A 17,218-nucleotide genomic window follows, 5' to 3' on the forward strand; every position below is an offset into this window, starting at 1 on the left:
AGGGCGCGCCATGCAGGTAACGGGCTTGCCAAACCGGCCGCGCTGCCGCAAAAGCCGGGCAGCGCGCGCTACTCGATGAGTGGCGCCGTACCCTTTTGTTTTTTCCTCGCCCGTGGAGGCTTTGATGGCTGATTTCGACCTTGGCAAGATCCGCAATATCGGGATCACCGCGCATATTGACGCGGGCAAAACCACCACAACCGAGCGGATTTTGCACTACACCGGCGTGTCGCACAAAATCGGTGAAGTCCATGATGGCAACACCACGACCGATTACATGGACCAGGAGCGTGAGCGCGGCATCACCATCACCTCCGCCGCCGTGACCTGCGAGTGGAAAGACCACCGCATCAACATCATCGACACCCCCGGCCATATTGACTTCAACATTGAAGTCAACCGTTCGCTGCGCGTGCTCGACGGCGCCATTTTCATCATCGAGGGCGTGGCCGGCGTGCAGCCGCAGTCCGAGACCAACTGGCGCCTGGCTGACCGTTACAACGTGCCGCGCATCATCTTCATCAACAAGCTGGACCGCACCGGCGCCGATTTCTTCCGCGCCTTCAACACGTTGAAGGAAAAGCTGGACATTATCGCGCTACCCCTACAGCTTCCCATCGGCATTGAGGACGGGTTCCTTGGCGTTGTCGATCTGGTCGAGATGAAAGCCATTATCTGGGAAGGCGGCGATCTGGGCGCGAAATTCCATGACGAGCCGATCCCCGAGAACCTCAAGGCGCAGGCTGACGAATACCGCCAGCTCCTGCTCGACACCGCCCTCTCGGTCGATACCGCGGCGATGGAAGAGTATTTCGACAAGGGCGATGTCTCCATCGAGACCCTGAAGCGCTGCATCAAGGCCGGCACCATCACCGGCGCCTTCCGCCCCGTGCTGTGCGGCACCGCCTTCAAGAACAAGGGCGTGCAGCCCCTGCTCGACGCAGTGCTTGACTACCTGCCGAGCCCGGTTGACGTGCCCGGCATCCGCGTTGCCCCCGAAGAGGGCCAGGAAGACGACCCCAACGCGCGCCGCATCAAGGCCGACCCCAGCGCCCCGTTCGCCGGCCTCGCGTTCAAGATCATCAACGACAAATACGGTACGCTCACCTTCGTGCGCGTCTATGCCGGCACGTTGAAATCCTCCGACACGGTGATGAACACCACCAAGGGCCACCGCGAGCGTATCGGCCGCATGTTCCAGATGCACGCCGACAAGCGCGCGGAAATCAAGGAAGTGCACGCCGGTGACATCGCCGCCTTCGTCGGCCTGAAAGACACCGGCACCGGTGACACCCTGGCCGCCGCCGAGGACCCGGTGGTGCTGGAGCGCATGGCGTTCCCGGTTCCGGTTATCGACATTTCCGTCGAGCCGAAGACCAAGGAAGGCGTCGAGAAAATGACCCTCGGCCTGCAGAAGCTGGCGGGTGAAGACCCGAGCCTGCGCCTGAAGACCGACCAGGAAACCGGCCAGACCATCCTCTCCGGTATGGGCGAACTGCATCTGGAAATCATCATTGACCGCCTGCGCCGCGAATACGGCGTGGACGCGAACATCGGCGCGCCGCAGGTGGCCTACCGTGAGACGATCTCCAAGGCGCACACCGAAACCTACACCCACAAGAAGCAGTCGGGTGGTTCAGGCCAGTACGCCGAAGTGAAGATCATCTTCGAGCCGCTGGAGCGTAACGAAGGCGTGGTCTTCGAGAACAAGGTCGTTGGCGGCACCGTGCCGAAGGAATACATCCCGGCCGTCGAAAAAGGCATTCGCAACCAGGCCGACACCGGCGTGCTCGCGGGCTTCCCCACGGTTGACTTCAAATACACGCTGATCGACGGCAAGTACCATGACGTCGACTCGTCGGCTCTCGCCTTCGAAATCGCCGCCAAGGCCTGCTTCCGCGAAGGTATGAAAAAGGCCAGCCCGATCATCCTCGAGCCGATCATGGACGTCGAAATCACCACCCCGCAGGACCATGTGGGCGACGTGGTGGGCGACTTGAACCGCCGCCGCGGCATGATCCAGAACCAGGAGTCCTCGGGCTCCACCATCATCGTGCGCGCGCATGTGCCGTTGAAGGAAATGTTCGGCTACATCTCGCACCTGCGCTCCATGACCAAGGGCCGCGCGTCCTTCACCATGCAGTTCCATCACTACGACCCCGTGCCGCGCAATATCGCGGACGAGATCATGGCGAAGAGCGCGTAAGCGCGAGCTTCCGAGACTGAAAACGGCGCCTTCGGGCGCCGTTTTTTATTTGGGTAAATCCGCCGCCCGCCACAAATATAGCGCGGCTGTTGAGCGATACGGCGCCCAAACCTCACCAAGCCGCGCCAACTCCTTCGGCTTTGGCTGCGCAGCCAGCCCATGCAGGCGCCTAAAACCCTCGCGCACGCCAAAATCATCCACCGGCAAAACATCCGGCCGGCGCAGCGTGAAAATCAGCAGCATTTCAACAGTCCATTGCCCCACGCCCCGAATCGCCGTGAGCCGTTCGATCAGCTCGGAATCGGTCAGGCGCAGCGCGCGGGCACGCGAGGGGATGGTGCCGCCGGCGGCCTTGGCGGCAATGTCGCGCAGCGCCGCCATTTTGCTCGCGGAGAATCCGCAGCCGCGCAGGGCTTCCTCGGGCAGGGCCAGCATGGCCGCGGGGGAGGGCAGGGCGCCATCGCTTAACGCCTTCAATCGCCCGAGAATGGCGGCGGCGGCGCGGGCGTGGAGCTGCTGGTGCGCCACGGCGGACAGCAGGGCAGGGTAGGGTTCGGTGAATTCCGGCGGGGTACGTTTAATCTGCCCGATGCGGGCAATATGCGCCCCCAGCACCGGGTCGGCAGCCGTCAGGTGGGCGATGGCTTTCCTCATCGCCCACCCAAACCTTACTCGGCCGCGACTCGCGCCGCCTTTTTCGCGTCGATCTCGGCCATTTTCGTCTCCACATGCTTGGAGAACACGAACTCAGCCTTGCGCGCCTTGTCCAGCGGAATGTCCTGCGCCATCGCGCCGTCCAGTTTCATGCCCTTGATCGCCAGCGCCGCCAGCTTCCAGGGTTTTTTCACCGAATCCATCACCGCGGTGGCCTCGAAGCCGGAATGCACCATGCAATCGGAGCATTTTTCGTAATTGCCGACGCCGTATTTATCCCAGTCGGTGCTGTCCATCAGCTCCTTGTAGGTCTTGGCATAGCCTTCGCCCAGCAAATAGCAGGGGCGCTGCCAGCCGAACACGTTGCGCGTCGGGTTGCCCCAGGGGGTGCAGGCATAGCTCTGGTTTCCGGCCAAAAAGTCCAGAAACAGCGGGCTCTGGGTGAATTTCCATTTTTTGCCGCGCTTCTTGCTCTCGACGCCGCGCTTGAAGATGGCCCGGAACAGCTCCTTGGTGCGGGTGCGGTTGAGGAAGTGCTCCTGGTCCGGCGCGCGCTCATAGGCATAGCCCGGCGAGGTCATCACGCCCTCAATGTCCATATCCGCCACGGTATCGAGGAACGCGGCAACCCGGTCCGGGTCAGCGCCCTCGAACAGCGTGCAGTTGATGCTGGTGCGGAACCCCTTGGCCTTGGAGAGCTGGATCGCCTCAACCGCGCGCTCATAAACACCGTCCTGGTCCACGGATTTGTCATGCATCTGCTTGTCGCCATCCAGATGAATGTCCCAGCAGAAGTTTTTGTGCGGCTTGTACTGGTCGATCTTCTTCTCCAGCAACAGCGCATTGGTGCAGAGAATCACGTATTTGCCCATCTTCAGATAGGCCTCCACGATCTGCGGCATCTCCTTGTGCAGCAGCGGCTCGCCGCCGGCGATGGCGATAATCGGCGCCGGACACTCGCGCGCCGCCTCAATGGCATCCGCCACCGAAATCCGCTGGTTGAGAATATCCGCCGGATAATCGATCTTCCCGCACCCGGCGCACGCCAGGTTGCAGCGGAACAGCGGCTCCAGCATCAGCACCATCGGGTAGCGTTTCACGCCGGTGATATGCTGCTTCACCACATAGGCGCCAACTTTAAGGGCCTGACTTAAGGGGACCATGTTTTGCTGTCCTTAGACTTCGGCCACTTCGGCCGGTAATTTGAATTTCACATCTTCCGGCGTACCCGCCAGCAGCTCAATCTCCAACTGGCCAAACTGGCGCAACCCCTCGAGCACGCCCTGCACCAGCACCTCCGGCGCCGAGGCGCCAGCGGTTAGGCCGACTCTGCGGATCCCTTCGAACCACGCCGCCTGCAGATGCGAAGCATCGTCGATGAGATAGCTCGGCCGCCCCAATTCCGCGCCGATCTCCTGCAGGCGCTTGGAGTTGGAGGAATTTTTGCTGCCCACCACGAGGATCAGGTCAACCAGCTCCGCCAGATGATGCACCGCCTCCTGGCGGTTCTGAGTGGCATAACAGATATCGCGCACATCCGGCCCCACAATGGCGGGGAAGCGTGCCTTCAAAGCCGCGATGATCCCGCGTGTATCATCCACCGAGAGGGTGGTCTGGGTGATGTACGATAGTTTTTCGGGGGTTTGCACCTGCAGCGCGGCGGCATCGTCCACGGTCTGCACCAGATACACGGTGCCGTCGATCTGGCCGATCGTACCCTCAACCTCGGCGTGTCCCGCGTGGCCGATCAACACAATCTCGCGGCCCTGCCCGGCGTAGCGGCGGCCCTCGGCATGCACCTTGGCGACCAGCGGGCAGGTGGCGTCAATCACCGGCAACGCACGGGTTTTGGCCGCATTTTCCACCTTCCGGGCCACGCCGTGGGCGGAGAACACGGTCATGGCGCCCTCGGGCACCTCGTCCAGCTCATCCACGAACACGGCGCCGCGCGCCCGCAGATCCTCGACCACATGGCGGTTATGCACAATTTCATGGCGCACATAGATCGGCGGGCCGAATTTTATCAGCGCGCGTTCCACGATGTCGATCGCGCGCTCCACCCCGGCGCAGAAGCCGCGGGGCTGCGCCAGTATCACACGCATCGATTTGGGGGAGTTTAAGCCGTCCATCTTAAGAATCCTGTTGCCGGTCTGTCACGCTGTTCATCTTTCTGATAGGTGCATTAGGTCATTGCCTGCCAATTCCGCAAGCAGCAGTGTAAGGAGATCATTCATACCTGCTCTTCCGCCGGTCAACAAATCTGGGCTGCGGGGGGTTAAGGGGCGCTGGCAATTCGGTTGCGTGTCCCTTATGTGGCAGTAAATGAACGGTGAACCGGGTGCTGTGCTTCTGCTGACACAGGTTTTGGTTATTTGGTTTGAGTGAAGGATAAAGAGGATAATGCGGATGACACTGGCGCGGCGTACCGGAGGATTGATCTGATGCCGCCGCGCACACCGCTTCTGGACCGGGTGAAAATCCCCTCCGACATGCGCAACCTTTCCGCCGAGCAGCTCAAACAGCTGGCCGATGAGCTGCGCGCCGAGACCATCGACACGGTTTCCGTCACCGGCGGGCATTTGGGCTCTTCGCTCGGCGTGGTGGAACTCACCGTCGCCATCCACGCGGTGTTCGAGACCCCGCGGGACCGCCTGATCTGGGATGTCGGCCACCAGACCTACCCGCATAAAATCCTCACCGGCCGGCGCGACCGTATCCGCACCCTGCGCCAGCCGGGCGGGCTTTCCGGCTTCACCCGCCGCTCCGAGAGCGAATACGATCCCTTCGGGGCCGCCCATTCCTCGACCTCCATCTCCGCCGGGCTTGGCATGGCCGTGGCGCGTGACCTGAAAAACGAAGCCGACCCGCGCAACGTCATCGCCGTCATCGGCGACGGCTCGATGAGTGCCGGCATGGCCTATGAGGCGATGAACAACGCCGGGGCCATGAAATCGCGCCTCATCGTCATCCTCAACGACAACGACATGTCGATCGCCCCGCCGGTCGGCGCCATGAGCGCGTATCTCTCCAAGCTGATTTCTTCCCGTAGTTTCATGAGCTTGCGCGACTTTGCCGCGAAAATGGCGAAGCATTTCCCCCGCACGCTGGAGCGTACCGCCCGCCGCGCCGAGGAATACGCCCGCGGCATCCTCACTGGCGGCACCTTGTTCGAGGAGCTGGGCTTCTATTACGTCGGCCCGGTGGACGGCCATAACCTTGACCATCTGCTTCCCGTGCTGCGCAACATCCGCGATTCAGACAGCCACGAGCCGGTGCTGCTGCATGTCGTCACGAAAAAGGGCAAGGGCTACGCCCCGGCCGAGGCGGCGGCGGACAAATACCACGGTGTCTCCAAGTTCAACGTCGTCACCGGCGAGCAGAGCAAGGCCCCTCCCGGCCCGCCGAGCTACACCAACGTGTTCGCCAAGGCGCTGATCGCCGAGGCCGAGGTCAACCCCAACATCGTCGCCATCACCGCCGCCATGCCCCCCGGCACCGGGCTGGACAAGTTCGAGGCCAAATTCCCCGGCCGCATGTTCGATGTCGGCATCGCCGAGCAGCACGCCGTCACCTTCGCCGCCGGCATGGCGACCGAGGGCATGGCGCCCTTCTGCGCGATCTATTCCACCTTCCTGCAGCGCGGCTACGACCAGCTGGTGCATGACGTGGTGCTGCAATCACTCCCGGTGCGCTTCGCGATGGACCGCGCCGGCATGGTCGGTGCCGATGGCGCGACCCATGCGGGTGTTTATGATCTCTGCTTCCTCGGGCCGATGCCGCGCATGATCATCATGGCGCCCTCTGATGAAGCCGAGCTGATGCACGCCGTCGCCACCGCCGCCGCGATCGACGATCGCCCCTCCGCCTTCCGCTATCCGCGCGGCGAGGGGCTCGGCGTCGCCCTGCCCGCGCGCGGCACGCCTTGGGAGATCGGCAAGGGCCGGATTGTGCGCGAGGGCGGCAAGGTCGCCATCCTCGCCCTTGGTCCACGCCTGGCCGACGCCCTGCGCGCCGCCGATGAGCTGACCGCGCGCGGTTTCCCCACCACGGTCGCCGATGCCCGCTTCATGAAGCCGCTGGATACCGATCTGGTGAACCAGCTCGCCCGCCACCATGAGGTGCTCATCACCATTGAGGACGGCGCCGCCGGTGGCTTCAGCGCCGCCGTCGGGCATCACCTCGCCTGGAACGGCGTGTTCGACTCGGGGCTGAAATTCCGCCCGATGACGCTGCCCGACCGGTTGATCGACCACAACACCCCGGCGGCGCAGCTGATCGACGCGGGGCTGACCACGGCGGATATCGTGGCGCACGCAATTGCGGCGCTTGGTGCGGATGCACACCACGATCTGGTCGCAATTCCGGCACAGTGAACAGCGATAACAGCCCGATGAAACATTTTTTTCGTACCGCCGGGCTGGTTTTCGCGCTTGGCGTCCCGCTGGCCGCGATGGCCGCCGCTCCGGCCGCGACCCCGGAATCCGCGCCGGTGAGCGCCTTGGACGCCGGGTTGCTGGCTACCATGAAGGCGGGCAGCGCCGGGCAGAGTTTCGCCGCCCGCTATGCGGCGCTGGACCCGGTGGTGAAGCAGACCTACAACCTGCCCCTGGTCACGCAAAATTCCGTTGGCTTCTCCTGGGCCACCCTGCCGGCGGCGCAACAGAAGCAGCTGGCGGCGCTGTTTGAGCAATTCACCGTGGCCAGCTACGTCAGCCAGTTCAAGGGCGAGGGCGCCAAGTTCGTTCTGCTGCCCACTGAAAAATCCCTGGGCGCGAACAAGATCGTGGAAACCCAGATCGTTCCCGCCGACGGCACCGCGCCGACCGAGATTGATTATGTCGTTGCCCAAGGCCCTTCCGGCTGGCAGATCACCGATGTGCTGCTCAACGGCACCATCAGCCAGGTCGCCGTGCATGCCTCAGACTTCAGCGCGCTGGTGAGCGGCGGCGACGCCTCGAAGCTGATCGCGGCGCTGCAGGGCAAGATCACCACGCTCTCCGGTGGCGCGCTCACCCCCAGCGGCCCATAATTTGCACATTCTTGCCGGGATTGCCGGGCTCTGCGCGCTCATCGGCGTGGCGCAGCTGCTCATCGGCACGGAGTTGATCCGCCGCTTCCGCGCAGCCCCGGCGCCGGTGCCCGCGGCCTATCCGCCCGTCTCCATCCTCAAGCCGCTCTGCGGGGTCGAACCGCTGACAGAGCTGGCGCTGGAGTCCTTCTTTCTCATCGAATATCCCCAGTTCCAGCTGGTGTTCGGCGTGCAAAATCCGGCTGACCCGGTGCTGCAGATCGTGCAGATACTCTGCGCCCGTTACCCCGCGCGCGATGTCGCCGTGGTGGTGGATGACACCCTGCACGGCTCCAACCGCAAGGTTTCCAACCTCATCAACATGTACCCCGAAGCCAGGTACGAGACGCTGGTGATGTCGGATGCCGATATCCATGTGCCGCCCTATTTTCTCAACCGCGTGGTCGCGGCGATGGCTGAGCCGGGCGTGGGGCTGGTGACAACCCTCTACACCGGCCTGCCGGGCACGCCGCATCTGGCGACGCTGATGGGCGCCAATCAGATCAACTATACCTTTCTTCCGGGCGCCCTGCTGGCCCGCAAGCTCGGCCGTCAGGATTGCCTGGGCGTGACCATGGCGCTCACCAAAACCGTGCTGGCGCAGGTTGGCGGGCTGGCCGCGGTGGCCGATAATCTGGCCGATGACCAGGTGCTGGGCCGGCTCGTGGTGGCGCGGGGCTACAAGCTCACCCTGGCGCAGGTGATCCCCGCCACCACTGTCCCCGAGCATGATTTCGCCGTGCTCTTCCGCCATGAGCTGCGCTGGGCGCGCACCATCCGCGCCCTGGTGCCGCTGCCTTACGCCGCCTCGGTGCTGCAGATATCGTTGTTCTGGGCGCTGCTCGCCCTGGTGTTTTCCGGCGGGGCGGGCTGGGCCTGGATATTGTTCCTGGCCGTGCTGAGCATCCGCTATGCGGCGGCGCGCGCCATAGATACCGCCCTCGGGCTTGCCAAAGCCGGCGATGCGTGGCTTTTCCTGGTGCGGGATTTTTGTTCCTTCGTTATTTATGTTGCCAGTTTTACAGGTGACAAAGTCCACTGGCGCGGCCAGATAATGCAAGCTGATGCCGGCAAAGTACCGCTGAATTGAAAAGAGAAGAGTGAACCATGTTGAAGACCTTGTTTTTGCAGCCGCCCTCCTTTGACGGTTTTGATGGTGGTGCCGGCTCACGCTATCAGGCGCGGCGCGAGATCAAATCCTTTTGGTTCCCAACCTGGCTGGCCCAGCCGGCAGCCTTGCTGCCCGATTCCACATTGATCGACGCCCCCCCGGCGCGCCTGACCATGGCCGATGTGCTGCCCCACGCCAAAACCCATGACCTGCTGATCATCCACACCTCCACGCCCTCGTTCGGCAACGATGTGAAAGTGGCCGAAGCCTTCAAGGCGGAAAACCCGGACATGATCATCGGCTTCGTCGGCGCGAAAGTGGCGGTGCAGCCCGAGGAATCGCTGAGCCGCGCGAAGGTGGTCGATTTTGTCGCCGGTAACGAGTTTGATTTCACCATCAAGGAAATCGCCGAGGGCAAGCCCTTCGCCGAGGTCGACGGCATCATGTACCGCGATGCCAATGGCGCGCTGATCAAGAACAAGGACCGCGCGATCCTGCACGATATGGACCAACTGCCCTTCGTCACCGAGGTTTATGCCAAGCACCTGCGCATCGAGGATTATTTCATCGGCTACCTCAAGCACCCGTATGTCTCCATCTACACCGGGCGCGGCTGCAAATCGCATTGCACCTTCTGCCTGTGGCCGCAGACGGTGGGCGGGCATAAATACCGCACCCGCTCGGTGGAAAACGTGATCGCTGAAATCAAGCGCGCGAAGGAGCTCTTCCCGCAGGTTGAAGAGTTCATGTTTGACGACGACACGTTTACCGATGACCTGCCGCGCGCTGAGGCCATCGCGATCGAGCTGGGCAAGCTCGGCGTCACCTGGTCCTGCAACGCCAAGGCGAATGTGCCCTACAAGACCTTGAAAATACTGAAAGAGAACGGCCTGCGCCTGCTCCTTGTCGGCTACGAGAGCGGCAATCAGCAGATTCTCTACAACATCAAAAAAGGCATGCGCATAGACGTCGCCAAGCGCTTCACCGCCGACTGCCACAAGCTCGGCATCAAAATTCACGGCACCTTCATCGTCGGCCTGCCCGGCGAGACGCAGGAAACCCTGAAGGAGACGGTGGAATTCGCCAAGGAGATCAACCCGCACACCATCCAGGTGTCCCTGGCGGCGCCCTATCCCGGGACCTTCCTCTATAATCAGGCCGTTAAGGAAGGCTGGCTCGACATTGAACACGCGGAGCTGATCGATGAGCACGGCGTGCAGATCGCCCCGCTGCACTACCCGCATCTGAGCCATCAGGAAATTTTCAACTCGGTGGAAACCATCTACCGCAAATTCTATTTCCGGCCGTCGAAAATCCTCTCCATTCTCAATGAGATGATCCGCAGCCCGGACATGATGAAGCGCCGCCTGCGCGAGGGTGTCGAGTTCTTCGCCTTCCTGAAAGAACGCAAAGCGGCATAAATGATGGCGCTACGCCGTAAGGTCAAAATCTGCGGCATCAACAGCCCCGCCTCGTTTGACGCGGTGGTTGAGGCCGGCGCTGATTACCTCGGCTTTGTCTTCTTCCCCGCCTCGCCGCGCTACGTCACGCCCGGCGAGGCGGCGGCGCTCGCGGCCCGGCACGCGGGCGGGCCGCTTCGTGTTGGCCTGTTCGTGAATCCGGGTCTCGATGAAATCGATGAAATCCTGCAACAGGTCTCGCTCGACATTTTGCAGGTTCACGCCCCGGTGGAAGCCATCGCCGCGCTGCGCAACCGTTTTGGCCGCCCGGTCTGGCGCGCGGTGGGTGTCGCAACCCCGGCGGATTTCCCCGCCCCTGACGAAGTATCCGACGGCTATGTGGTGGAAGCCAAACCCCCGCCAGGCGCCACCCGCCCTGGCGGCAACGCCGTTCTGGCGGATTGGAACCTCCTCTCCACCTGGCGGACCCAGAAATTATGGCTACTGGCCGGCGGCCTGAACCCCGGCAACGTCATCACGGCCATGACCCAGACCAACGCCCCCGGCGCGGATGTTTCCTCCGGCGTCGAAACCGCCCCGGGAGAAAAATCTCCAGAGCTAATCAGGCAATTCGTCGCGGCTGTCCGGCGGCTCTAGAGTGCGATCGTTTGAGGTTCGTTCAACCGAGCGAGCCGAAAGCGTGAATCGCCCTCAGAAAAACGGCTAAATAACCGGCCCGGGTGTCTCAACGTCATTGACATGTTCCGCGCGCCACGCCCGGCCGCGCGATACCAACAGCCTGCGATGATGAGTCATCATATACGGCCATTGGCATCAGTTATCTTCCTTTTCTTCCCTGATCCGGCGCCTGAGTTCGGCCACGGCGCGGATGGCGGCTTCCACCGCCCCGGCCAGATAGCCAGGTTCAAGCGGGCTGGTTTCGCTTCCCGCCAGGAGCAGGCGTTGTGCCCAGGCGCCATCAACCCAGTTGTGCACGCCGGCGGCAGGGTGCCCGCCCGCGATCTGGTCGGCGGCGGTGGCGGTCAGCTTGTCGGCGGCCCAGTCTTTGAACAGCGTGGCGCGCGGCATACCCGCCTCAGGCCCAAACAGCAGCGCGAGTTGCTGCACGCAGGCGGCGGTGATCGCGGCCTCGCCGGCCACCGACCGCTGCGCGGTGGGAACGCCGAGGAACCCGAACAAAGCCGCCTGCCCGGAGGCGGTCGTGGCGTCGTGAATCTCCATCATTGGCCCGGCCATGCTCTGCGCCGTGCCGGAGAGTCCGGCCTCGCGCCAGAACGGCCGGTCATACAGGGCAAGGAATTTGGCATGAGGCGCCATCCAGGTGGGGATGGCGCGCCAGAGCCCGGCGGTGGCCGGAGGCAGAGCGGGGAAGAAGGACATGGCCGCCTCCAGGAGGCGCGGTGGGGCGGCAAGCAACGCATAGGCGCCGCGCGCCATGCGCTCGTTGCCATCGGGCTTACTCAGCGCCGCCTCCACCCCGTCCTCGCGCAGGTGCAACGCCGTCACCCGCGCGCCAATATGCAGGCAATGTGCCGGCAGCGAGGCGGCCAGGGCTGCAATGAGCGCGCCGGTGCCGCCCACGAGGCGCATTGACTGCGCTTCCTGCGCCATGCCGCGATAACGCTGCGGCGCCTCGCGCGACATGCGGTGAAAAAGCACGTCCCCCTCGCTGTTCTGGGCAAAGGTGGTCAGCCCCAGAGCTTCGACAAATTCGGCCATACGCGGCTGAAGTTGCGGCCAGAACCAAGAGGGGCCCAGGTCGAAGCCTTCGGCCGCCGGGTTGCCGGAGGCATCGAGGGACATCACCCGCCCTCCCAGCCGGTCGCGCGCCTCAAAGAGTTCGAAGCCGATCCCCTCGCGGTGGAGCAGATAGGCAGACGTCAGCCCAGCCAGGCCGCCACCGGCAATCAGAACGGTTCGCTGGTGGTTTGTCACTGCCCCGAATCTTTGGCGGCCAGCGCGCCGAAGGCCGACCAGTCGAGCCCCTCGCCGCCATTTGCCAGTAATGTGAGGAAGCGGTCGCGCACCAGGCTGGCCAGCGGCAGCGGCACGTTCAACGTCTCCGCCGCCGCGAGCACGAGGCGGATATCCTTCTGTCCCAGCGCGGCGGCGAAGCCAGGCGGCTCGAATTTTTGCTCCACCAGCAAATTGCCATAGGTTTTGTAAACCGGCGCGTTGAACAGGCTGGAGGTGAGCAGTTCGAGATAGGCGTGCTTATCAACGCCGCCCTTGCCGACCAGGGCCAGCGCCTCGCCCAGCGCCTCGATGACCGCGGCGATCAGGAAATTGCCGCTCAGCTTCACGAGATTGGCCCGCGCGGGCATATCGCTCATGATGAAGCTGCGCTGAGCGAGCACGCCGAACAGCGGCTGCAGCCGGGCGAGATCTGCACTCTCCCCGGCGGCGGCTATGAACAGCTTGGCAGCGGCGGCGGCATCGGGCCGGCCGAATACCGGGGCGGAGACGAAACGCTGCCCCGCGTTTGCGTGTGCCGCGGTCAGCGCCTCGGCCAGCGCCACGCTGATGGTGCTGCAGGAGACATGGATGGCTCCCGCCGGCAGATGAGCGAGCACGCCATCGGCCCCGTGCACCACCGCCTCCAGCGCGGCATCGTTGGCGAGCATGGTGAACACCACCTCCTTGCCCAGGGCCGCCTCGCCTGGCGTAGCGGCGCGCGCCGCATCCAGCCCCGCAGCCTTGCCCGGCGTGCGGTTATAGAGAGTTACCTCATGCCCGGCCCTTATGAGGTTCGCGGCCATGCCATGACCCATCTGCCCCAGGCCAAGAAAACCAATCTTCATGCTGCGTGACTCCGATCCGATGATGATGTGCTGCAATGGTGGGGAGCCGGAGGGTAATGCGCAAGTCAGGCATTGCCGGGGCGCGCAGGTTAAAGCGGCCGGACCTTTCGTGCGGCTGCTGCCTGACCGAGGCAATGGGGGCGCCGCGCACGCTGATTGAGCGGATTGTACTGAAACCTGATGCGACGGGCCTGAACGATCAGGCCATCGCGCTCTTCGGTGATCCGGCGATGTTTATATCTCCGGTTGATGAGTTCGAAGGCGGAAAATACATTACTTATTGTTAACTAAATTCCATTAAAAACAAAATCTCAGTGAAACTGTCTGGGAAGCGCAACGATGAATCACGTATATAAGCTTGTTTGGAGTCGCGCTCTCAATGCTCTGGTGCCTGTACCCGAGGTTGCTTGTGGACCAGGGCGTGGCGGACGCCGGGCGTCTCGCCGGAGTCGCCAGGGTGGCGTGAGCAAGGGTGTTGCCGGGCTGGCTGGGGCGCTCTCTGTGCTTGGGAGCCTGTCTCCCATGGCGGCGTTGGCGCTGCCCACGGGCGGGCAGGTGGTGAGTGGGCAGGCCAATATTCAGCAGAGCGGCGCGGCGGTCACGGTCACGCAGTCGAGCAACAGCGCGATCATCAACTGGCAGAGCTTCGGCGTTGGGGCGAATGAGAGCGTGAATTTCCGCCAGCCGGGGGTGAGCAGCGTGGTGCTGAACCGCGTTCTGGGCAGCGACGCCAGCGCGATTTACGGCAAGATCACCGCCAATGGCCAGGTATTCCTGGTGAACCCGAACGGGATTTATTTTGCTCCCGGGGCGCAGGTGAGCGTTGGCGGGCTGGTCGCCTCGACGCTGGGCATTTCGGACCAGGATTTTACCGCCATGAAGTATAATTTCAGCGGCAGCAGCACAAACAGCGTGGTGAATGCAGGCAGCATCACCGCCGCCAATGGCGGTTCGGTGGCGTTTATCGGCCCTGTGGTGGATAACGAGGGCAGCATCAGCACTCCCGGCGGCACCACCGCGCTGGGTGCGGGCGGCGCGGTGAACATGACTCTGGCGGGCAACAGCCTGGTGTCGTTTCAGGTCAGCGCGGCGGCGCTGAAGGCGGCTGCGCGTAATGGCGGCGTTATCCAGGCGCCGGGCGGCGCCGTGATTCTCAGCGCGCAGGCAAAGAGCGCGTTGCTGCAAACGGTTGTGAACAACACCGGCGTGATCAGTGCGCAGGGCGTTGCCTCGCGCAACGGGGTGATCACGCTGCTCGGCGGCGATTCCGGCACGGTGCAGGCGGGCGGCACGCTGGATGCCTCCTCCGCCAGCGGGACCGGCGGGCATGTCGTCGTCACCGGGCAGAACGTTGCGGTGGTGGATGGCGCGAAAATTTTTGCAACCGGCGCCACGGGCGGCGGGCAGATCAACATCGGCGGCGGGATACATGGCGGCGGCGGTATCGCCCAGGCCATGACCACCAAGCTCGCCGTAACCGCAGTGCTGGATGCCAGTGCGACCGGCACCGGCAACGGCGGGCAGATCAGCGTTTGGTCGGATGTAACCAATGCCGCGTCGCAAACCCAGGTGGCGGGCAGGCTGCTGGCCAAGGGCGGCGCCGTGGGCGGCAATGGCGGGTTGATTGAAACCTCCGGCGCCAATCTGGATACAACCGGCATCAAGGTAAGCGCCGCCGCACCGCACGGCACGGCTGGGCAATGGCTGCTGGACCCGACAATGGTCGAGATTACGTCTAATACCGCTGCATCCGGCACCACGGCGAGTGGAACGAACCCGCAGGTGATCTCGGGCATCAGCACATCTTATCTCGACCCCGCGACGATCGATGCGGCGCTGAATGCCGGCACCAGCGTGACGGTGGAGACTTCCGGGCTCGCGAATGGCGGCGCGTTCGACGTCTGGGTGGTCTCACCCATCCTACAAACCTCCGGCCCTGGCGGTGGAACTTTAACCTTGCAGGCGGCAAACAGCGTGTATGTCGGCGCGCCGATTTCCAGCACCAGCGGGGCGCTGAACGTTAACCTGTATGCAGGCAATAACGGCGGCACACTAACGGGCACCGGCGCCGTCATGCTGGCGGCCAATATCACCACCAATGGCGGCGTCATTAATTTCGGCACCAATCAGAAACTCACGAGCGCCAGCGGCGTGACCCAACTCGCGGGCGGCGATGTGTATGTGAACTCGCAACTCCAGCAGGATGGCGGCGGCTCGGCGGCCAACCAAATGGTGACGCTGGATACCACCTCCGCAGCCGGATCGGGTGGCAATGTAAATATCTACGGCCAGACGGTGATCGCCAACCCTTCAGGATTCACCATCAATAGCGCGCATACGGGCACAGGCAGTGACGGGAATGTGCTTTTCGCGGGTACCGTGGATTCGGGAAATACGTTCCAGCTTGTTTCAGGAAGTTATAACTGGAACCAAGCCTATACCGGAGCAGCCTCGGGCACGGGAGCCAATGTCGGGGATACGTATTTGGCAACGCCAAACACCTCGCTGCTTAACGCGGTGGCGAGTTTCGCCTCCAATTATTCGCCGGCGTGGCTGGGTGCTGAGCGTCTCGTGGCCAATACGGTTACGGGCACGCCAAATGCTGCCGACACCACAACGCTGGATAATACCTGGTACTGGATCGCGGGTCCGCTCGGGCTGGTGGTGAACACTTCCTCTCCCACAGGCTATGGCACGGCCTTCTTCACGCAAAATGGCACCACAACAACAAACGGCTTCGGCGGAACGGCGATCAACGGCGCCTACTTCAACTGGAATAATTATCCGAACGGCGAACCAAATAATTACAACGGTTCGAACCTGACGCCATCAGGTGCAAATGAGTGGGCGTTGCAATTTGTTGGCACAGCCGGGAATTGGAACGACCTTAACCCGATCATCCACCTCCTCCCCTACGTGAAGGAAACCAACCTCGCGGCCTCACCGCTGACGGTTAATTCCGGCACGGGCACCATCACGTTTGGCGCAGGTGTTGGCACGAATTCGCCGCTATTGTCGCTGAACGCGACAGGCAAGGTGATTGAACTGCCGCAAAACCCGACGCTGAACACCACCAACGGTACGAACGTTAACGGTCAGGTGGAGGTCGCCAATGGAAGTGGCGGCTATATTCCTACGCAATTGCTGACCATTGCGGCAACCAGCCAGACAGATACTTATGGCACAGCGCCGCCGGCGAACCTTCCGATTACCTACACAATCCAGGGCAGCACCGCGACTCCCACGCCGCCCACCAATGTTACGGCGGCAACCGAAACATGGTCGGTCACGCCAGTCAGCACCTCTTCCATAGGCATTTATGAAGAGAATGTCAGCGGCGCGACCTGGACCGGAGGTGGAACGAACCCTTACACCTTCATTTACGTAAAGGGCGGCCTGACCATTAACCCGGCGATATTATCCTATAACGCCACCGCGGCCAACAGCGCTTATGGTGCCAGCATTGCGCCGCTCACCGGCAGCATCACCGGCTTTATGGGCTCTGATACGCTGGCCAGCACCACCTCCGGAACGGCAAGTTTCACGACCACCGCGACCAGCGCAAGCAACGCCGGTACCTATGCGCTCGATGGTTCCGGGCTAACATTGAACACCCCCAACTATGTGCTGGCGCAGGCTGCGGGGAATAGCACAGCCTACACCATCACCCCGGCGGCGCTGACGGTAACGGGCCTCTCGGGCACCAACCAGATATATAACGGCGCCAATGTTGATGCGCTGATCGGCACGGGCGCTCTGAACGGGCTGATCGGCGGGCAGACACTCTCCCTGCTGAACACCAGCACCGGCACACTGGCCAGCCCCAACGCCGGAGCTGAGGGGGTAACCACCAACATCTCTCTGGCCAATGGCACCGGCCTGGCCAGCAACTACATGCTGACCCAGCCCACGCTCGCCCCGGTGAACATCACCCCGGCGGCGCTGACGGTAACGGGC

The 17,218-nt window shown here is 63.0% G+C and carries 13 protein-coding genes and 1 pseudogene; 9 read left to right on the forward strand and 5 right to left on the reverse strand.

The features are described 5' to 3' along the window. Window positions 1–124 precede the first annotated feature (124 nt). The gene (gene fusA / locus QQJ84_RS02015; protein WP_284256254.1) at window positions 125–2,206 is read left to right on the forward strand and encodes an elongation factor G; all 2,082 of its coding nucleotides are present in this window, start codon (window positions 125–127) and stop codon (window positions 2,204–2,206) included. 45 nt (window positions 2,207–2,251) lie between these two features. Here fusA and QQJ84_RS02020 read toward each other — a convergent pair whose 3' ends face one another. The 3 genes from QQJ84_RS02020 to ispH are packed head-to-tail and all read right to left on the reverse strand — an operon-like array spanning window position 2,252 to window position 4,989. Next, complete coding sequence (locus tag QQJ84_RS02020; protein WP_284256255.1) at window positions 2,252–2,860, reverse strand: DNA-3-methyladenine glycosylase family protein; 609 nt, start codon at window positions 2,858–2,860, stop codon at window positions 2,252–2,254. Window positions 2,861–2,874: 14 nt separating this feature from the next. Beyond that, window positions 2,875–4,023: an adenosyl-hopene transferase HpnH gene (gene hpnH, locus QQJ84_RS02025; protein WP_284256256.1), complete on the reverse strand. Its 1,149-nt coding sequence runs from the start codon at window positions 4,021–4,023 to the stop codon at window positions 2,875–2,877. A 12-nt stretch (window positions 4,024–4,035) separates the two neighbouring features. Next, on the reverse strand, window positions 4,036–4,989 hold the full coding sequence (gene ispH, locus QQJ84_RS02030; protein WP_284256257.1) for a 4-hydroxy-3-methylbut-2-enyl diphosphate reductase: 954 nt from the start codon (window positions 4,987–4,989) through the stop codon (window positions 4,036–4,038). 312 nt (window positions 4,990–5,301) lie between these two features. Between ispH and dxs the strand changes: the two genes are divergently transcribed. The 5 genes from dxs to QQJ84_RS02055 are packed head-to-tail and all read left to right on the forward strand — an operon-like array spanning window position 5,302 to window position 11,096. Then, a complete protein-coding gene (gene dxs, locus QQJ84_RS02035; RefSeq protein WP_284256258.1) occupies window positions 5,302–7,233 on the forward strand; it encodes a 1-deoxy-D-xylulose-5-phosphate synthase in 1,932 nt (643 codons plus the stop codon). A 17-nt stretch (window positions 7,234–7,250) separates the two neighbouring features. Beyond that, window positions 7,251–7,889 (forward strand): ABC transporter substrate-binding protein, encoded by a 639-nt coding sequence (locus QQJ84_RS02040; protein WP_284256259.1) that lies wholly within the window; start codon window positions 7,251–7,253, stop codon window positions 7,887–7,889. Window position 7,890: 1 nt separating this feature from the next. Continuing rightward, window positions 7,891–9,018, forward strand: a complete 1,128-nt coding sequence (gene hpnI, locus QQJ84_RS02045) for a bacteriohopanetetrol glucosamine biosynthesis glycosyltransferase HpnI (protein WP_284256260.1) — start codon at window positions 7,891–7,893, stop codon at window positions 9,016–9,018. 17 nt (window positions 9,019–9,035) lie between these two features. Then, entirely contained in the window at window positions 9,036–10,460 is a 1,425-nt protein-coding gene (hpnJ, locus tag QQJ84_RS02050) for a hopanoid biosynthesis associated radical SAM protein HpnJ (protein WP_284256262.1), read from the forward strand. Next, entirely contained in the window at window positions 10,461–11,096 is a 636-nt protein-coding gene (locus QQJ84_RS02055) for a phosphoribosylanthranilate isomerase (RefSeq protein WP_284256263.1), read from the forward strand. 177 nt (window positions 11,097–11,273) lie between these two features. On the opposite strand, the gene QQJ84_RS02060 is transcribed toward QQJ84_RS02055, so the two are convergent. Together QQJ84_RS02060 and QQJ84_RS02065 are read right to left on the reverse strand one after the other, a co-directional pair. After that, on the reverse strand, window positions 11,274–12,395 hold the full coding sequence (locus QQJ84_RS02060) for a flavin monoamine oxidase family protein (RefSeq protein WP_284256264.1): 1,122 nt from the start codon (window positions 12,393–12,395) through the stop codon (window positions 11,274–11,276). Beyond that, entirely contained in the window at window positions 12,392–13,261 is an 870-nt protein-coding gene (locus QQJ84_RS02065; protein ID WP_284256265.1) for an NAD(P)-dependent oxidoreductase, read from the reverse strand. Before QQJ84_RS02065 ends, QQJ84_RS02060 begins: the two co-directional genes overlap by 4 nt. Before the next feature lie 56 nt (window positions 13,262–13,317). Here QQJ84_RS02065 and QQJ84_RS02070 point away from each other — a divergent pair, with 56 nt between their 5' ends. The 3 genes and pseudogenes from QQJ84_RS02070 to QQJ84_RS02075 all read left to right on the forward strand — a co-directional run. Then, window positions 13,318–13,548, forward strand: coding sequence for a hypothetical protein (locus QQJ84_RS02070; RefSeq protein ID WP_284256266.1), 231 nt, complete (start codon window positions 13,318–13,320; stop codon window positions 13,546–13,548). A gap of 52 nt (window positions 13,549–13,600) precedes the next feature. Continuing rightward, a pseudogene (locus QQJ84_RS19415) lies at window positions 13,601–13,702 on the forward strand (ESPR domain-containing protein); the annotation flags it as partial. A gap of 21 nt (window positions 13,703–13,723) precedes the next feature. Then, window positions 13,724–17,218, forward strand: a 3,495-nt coding sequence (locus QQJ84_RS02075) for a two-partner secretion domain-containing protein (RefSeq protein WP_284256267.1), incomplete at its 3' end; no start/stop codon positions are given.

It is taken from the genome of Acidocella aquatica, from assembly GCF_030160635.1.
Lineage (GTDB): Bacteria > Pseudomonadota > Alphaproteobacteria > Acetobacterales > Acetobacteraceae > Acidocella > Acidocella aquatica.

Bases quoted from the DNA above. Each gene is read 5' to 3' on its own strand.
- fusA (WP_284256254.1), top strand. From the start codon at position 125: ATGGCTGATTTCGACCTTGGCAAGATCCGCAATATCGGGATCACCGCG.
- QQJ84_RS02020 (WP_284256255.1), bottom strand. From the start codon at position 2,860: ATGAGGAAAGCCATCGCCCACCTGACGGCTGCCGACCCGGTGCTGGGG.
- hpnH (WP_284256256.1), bottom strand. From the start codon at position 4,023: ATGGTCCCCTTAAGTCAGGCCCTTAAAGTTGGCGCCTATGTGGTGAAG.
- ispH (WP_284256257.1), bottom strand. From the start codon at position 4,989: ATGGACGGCTTAAACTCCCCCAAATCGATGCGTGTGATACTGGCGCAG.
- dxs (WP_284256258.1), top strand. From the start codon at position 5,302: ATGCCGCCGCGCACACCGCTTCTGGACCGGGTGAAAATCCCCTCCGAC.
- QQJ84_RS02040 (WP_284256259.1), top strand. From the start codon at position 7,251: ATGAAACATTTTTTTCGTACCGCCGGGCTGGTTTTCGCGCTTGGCGTC.
- hpnJ (WP_284256262.1), top strand. From the start codon at position 9,036: ATGTTGAAGACCTTGTTTTTGCAGCCGCCCTCCTTTGACGGTTTTGAT.
- QQJ84_RS02055 (WP_284256263.1), top strand. From the start codon at position 10,461: ATGATGGCGCTACGCCGTAAGGTCAAAATCTGCGGCATCAACAGCCCC.
- QQJ84_RS02065 (WP_284256265.1), bottom strand. From the start codon at position 13,261: ATGAAGATTGGTTTTCTTGGCCTGGGGCAGATGGGTCATGGCATGGCC.
- QQJ84_RS02070 (WP_284256266.1), top strand. From the start codon at position 13,318: ATGCGCAAGTCAGGCATTGCCGGGGCGCGCAGGTTAAAGCGGCCGGAC.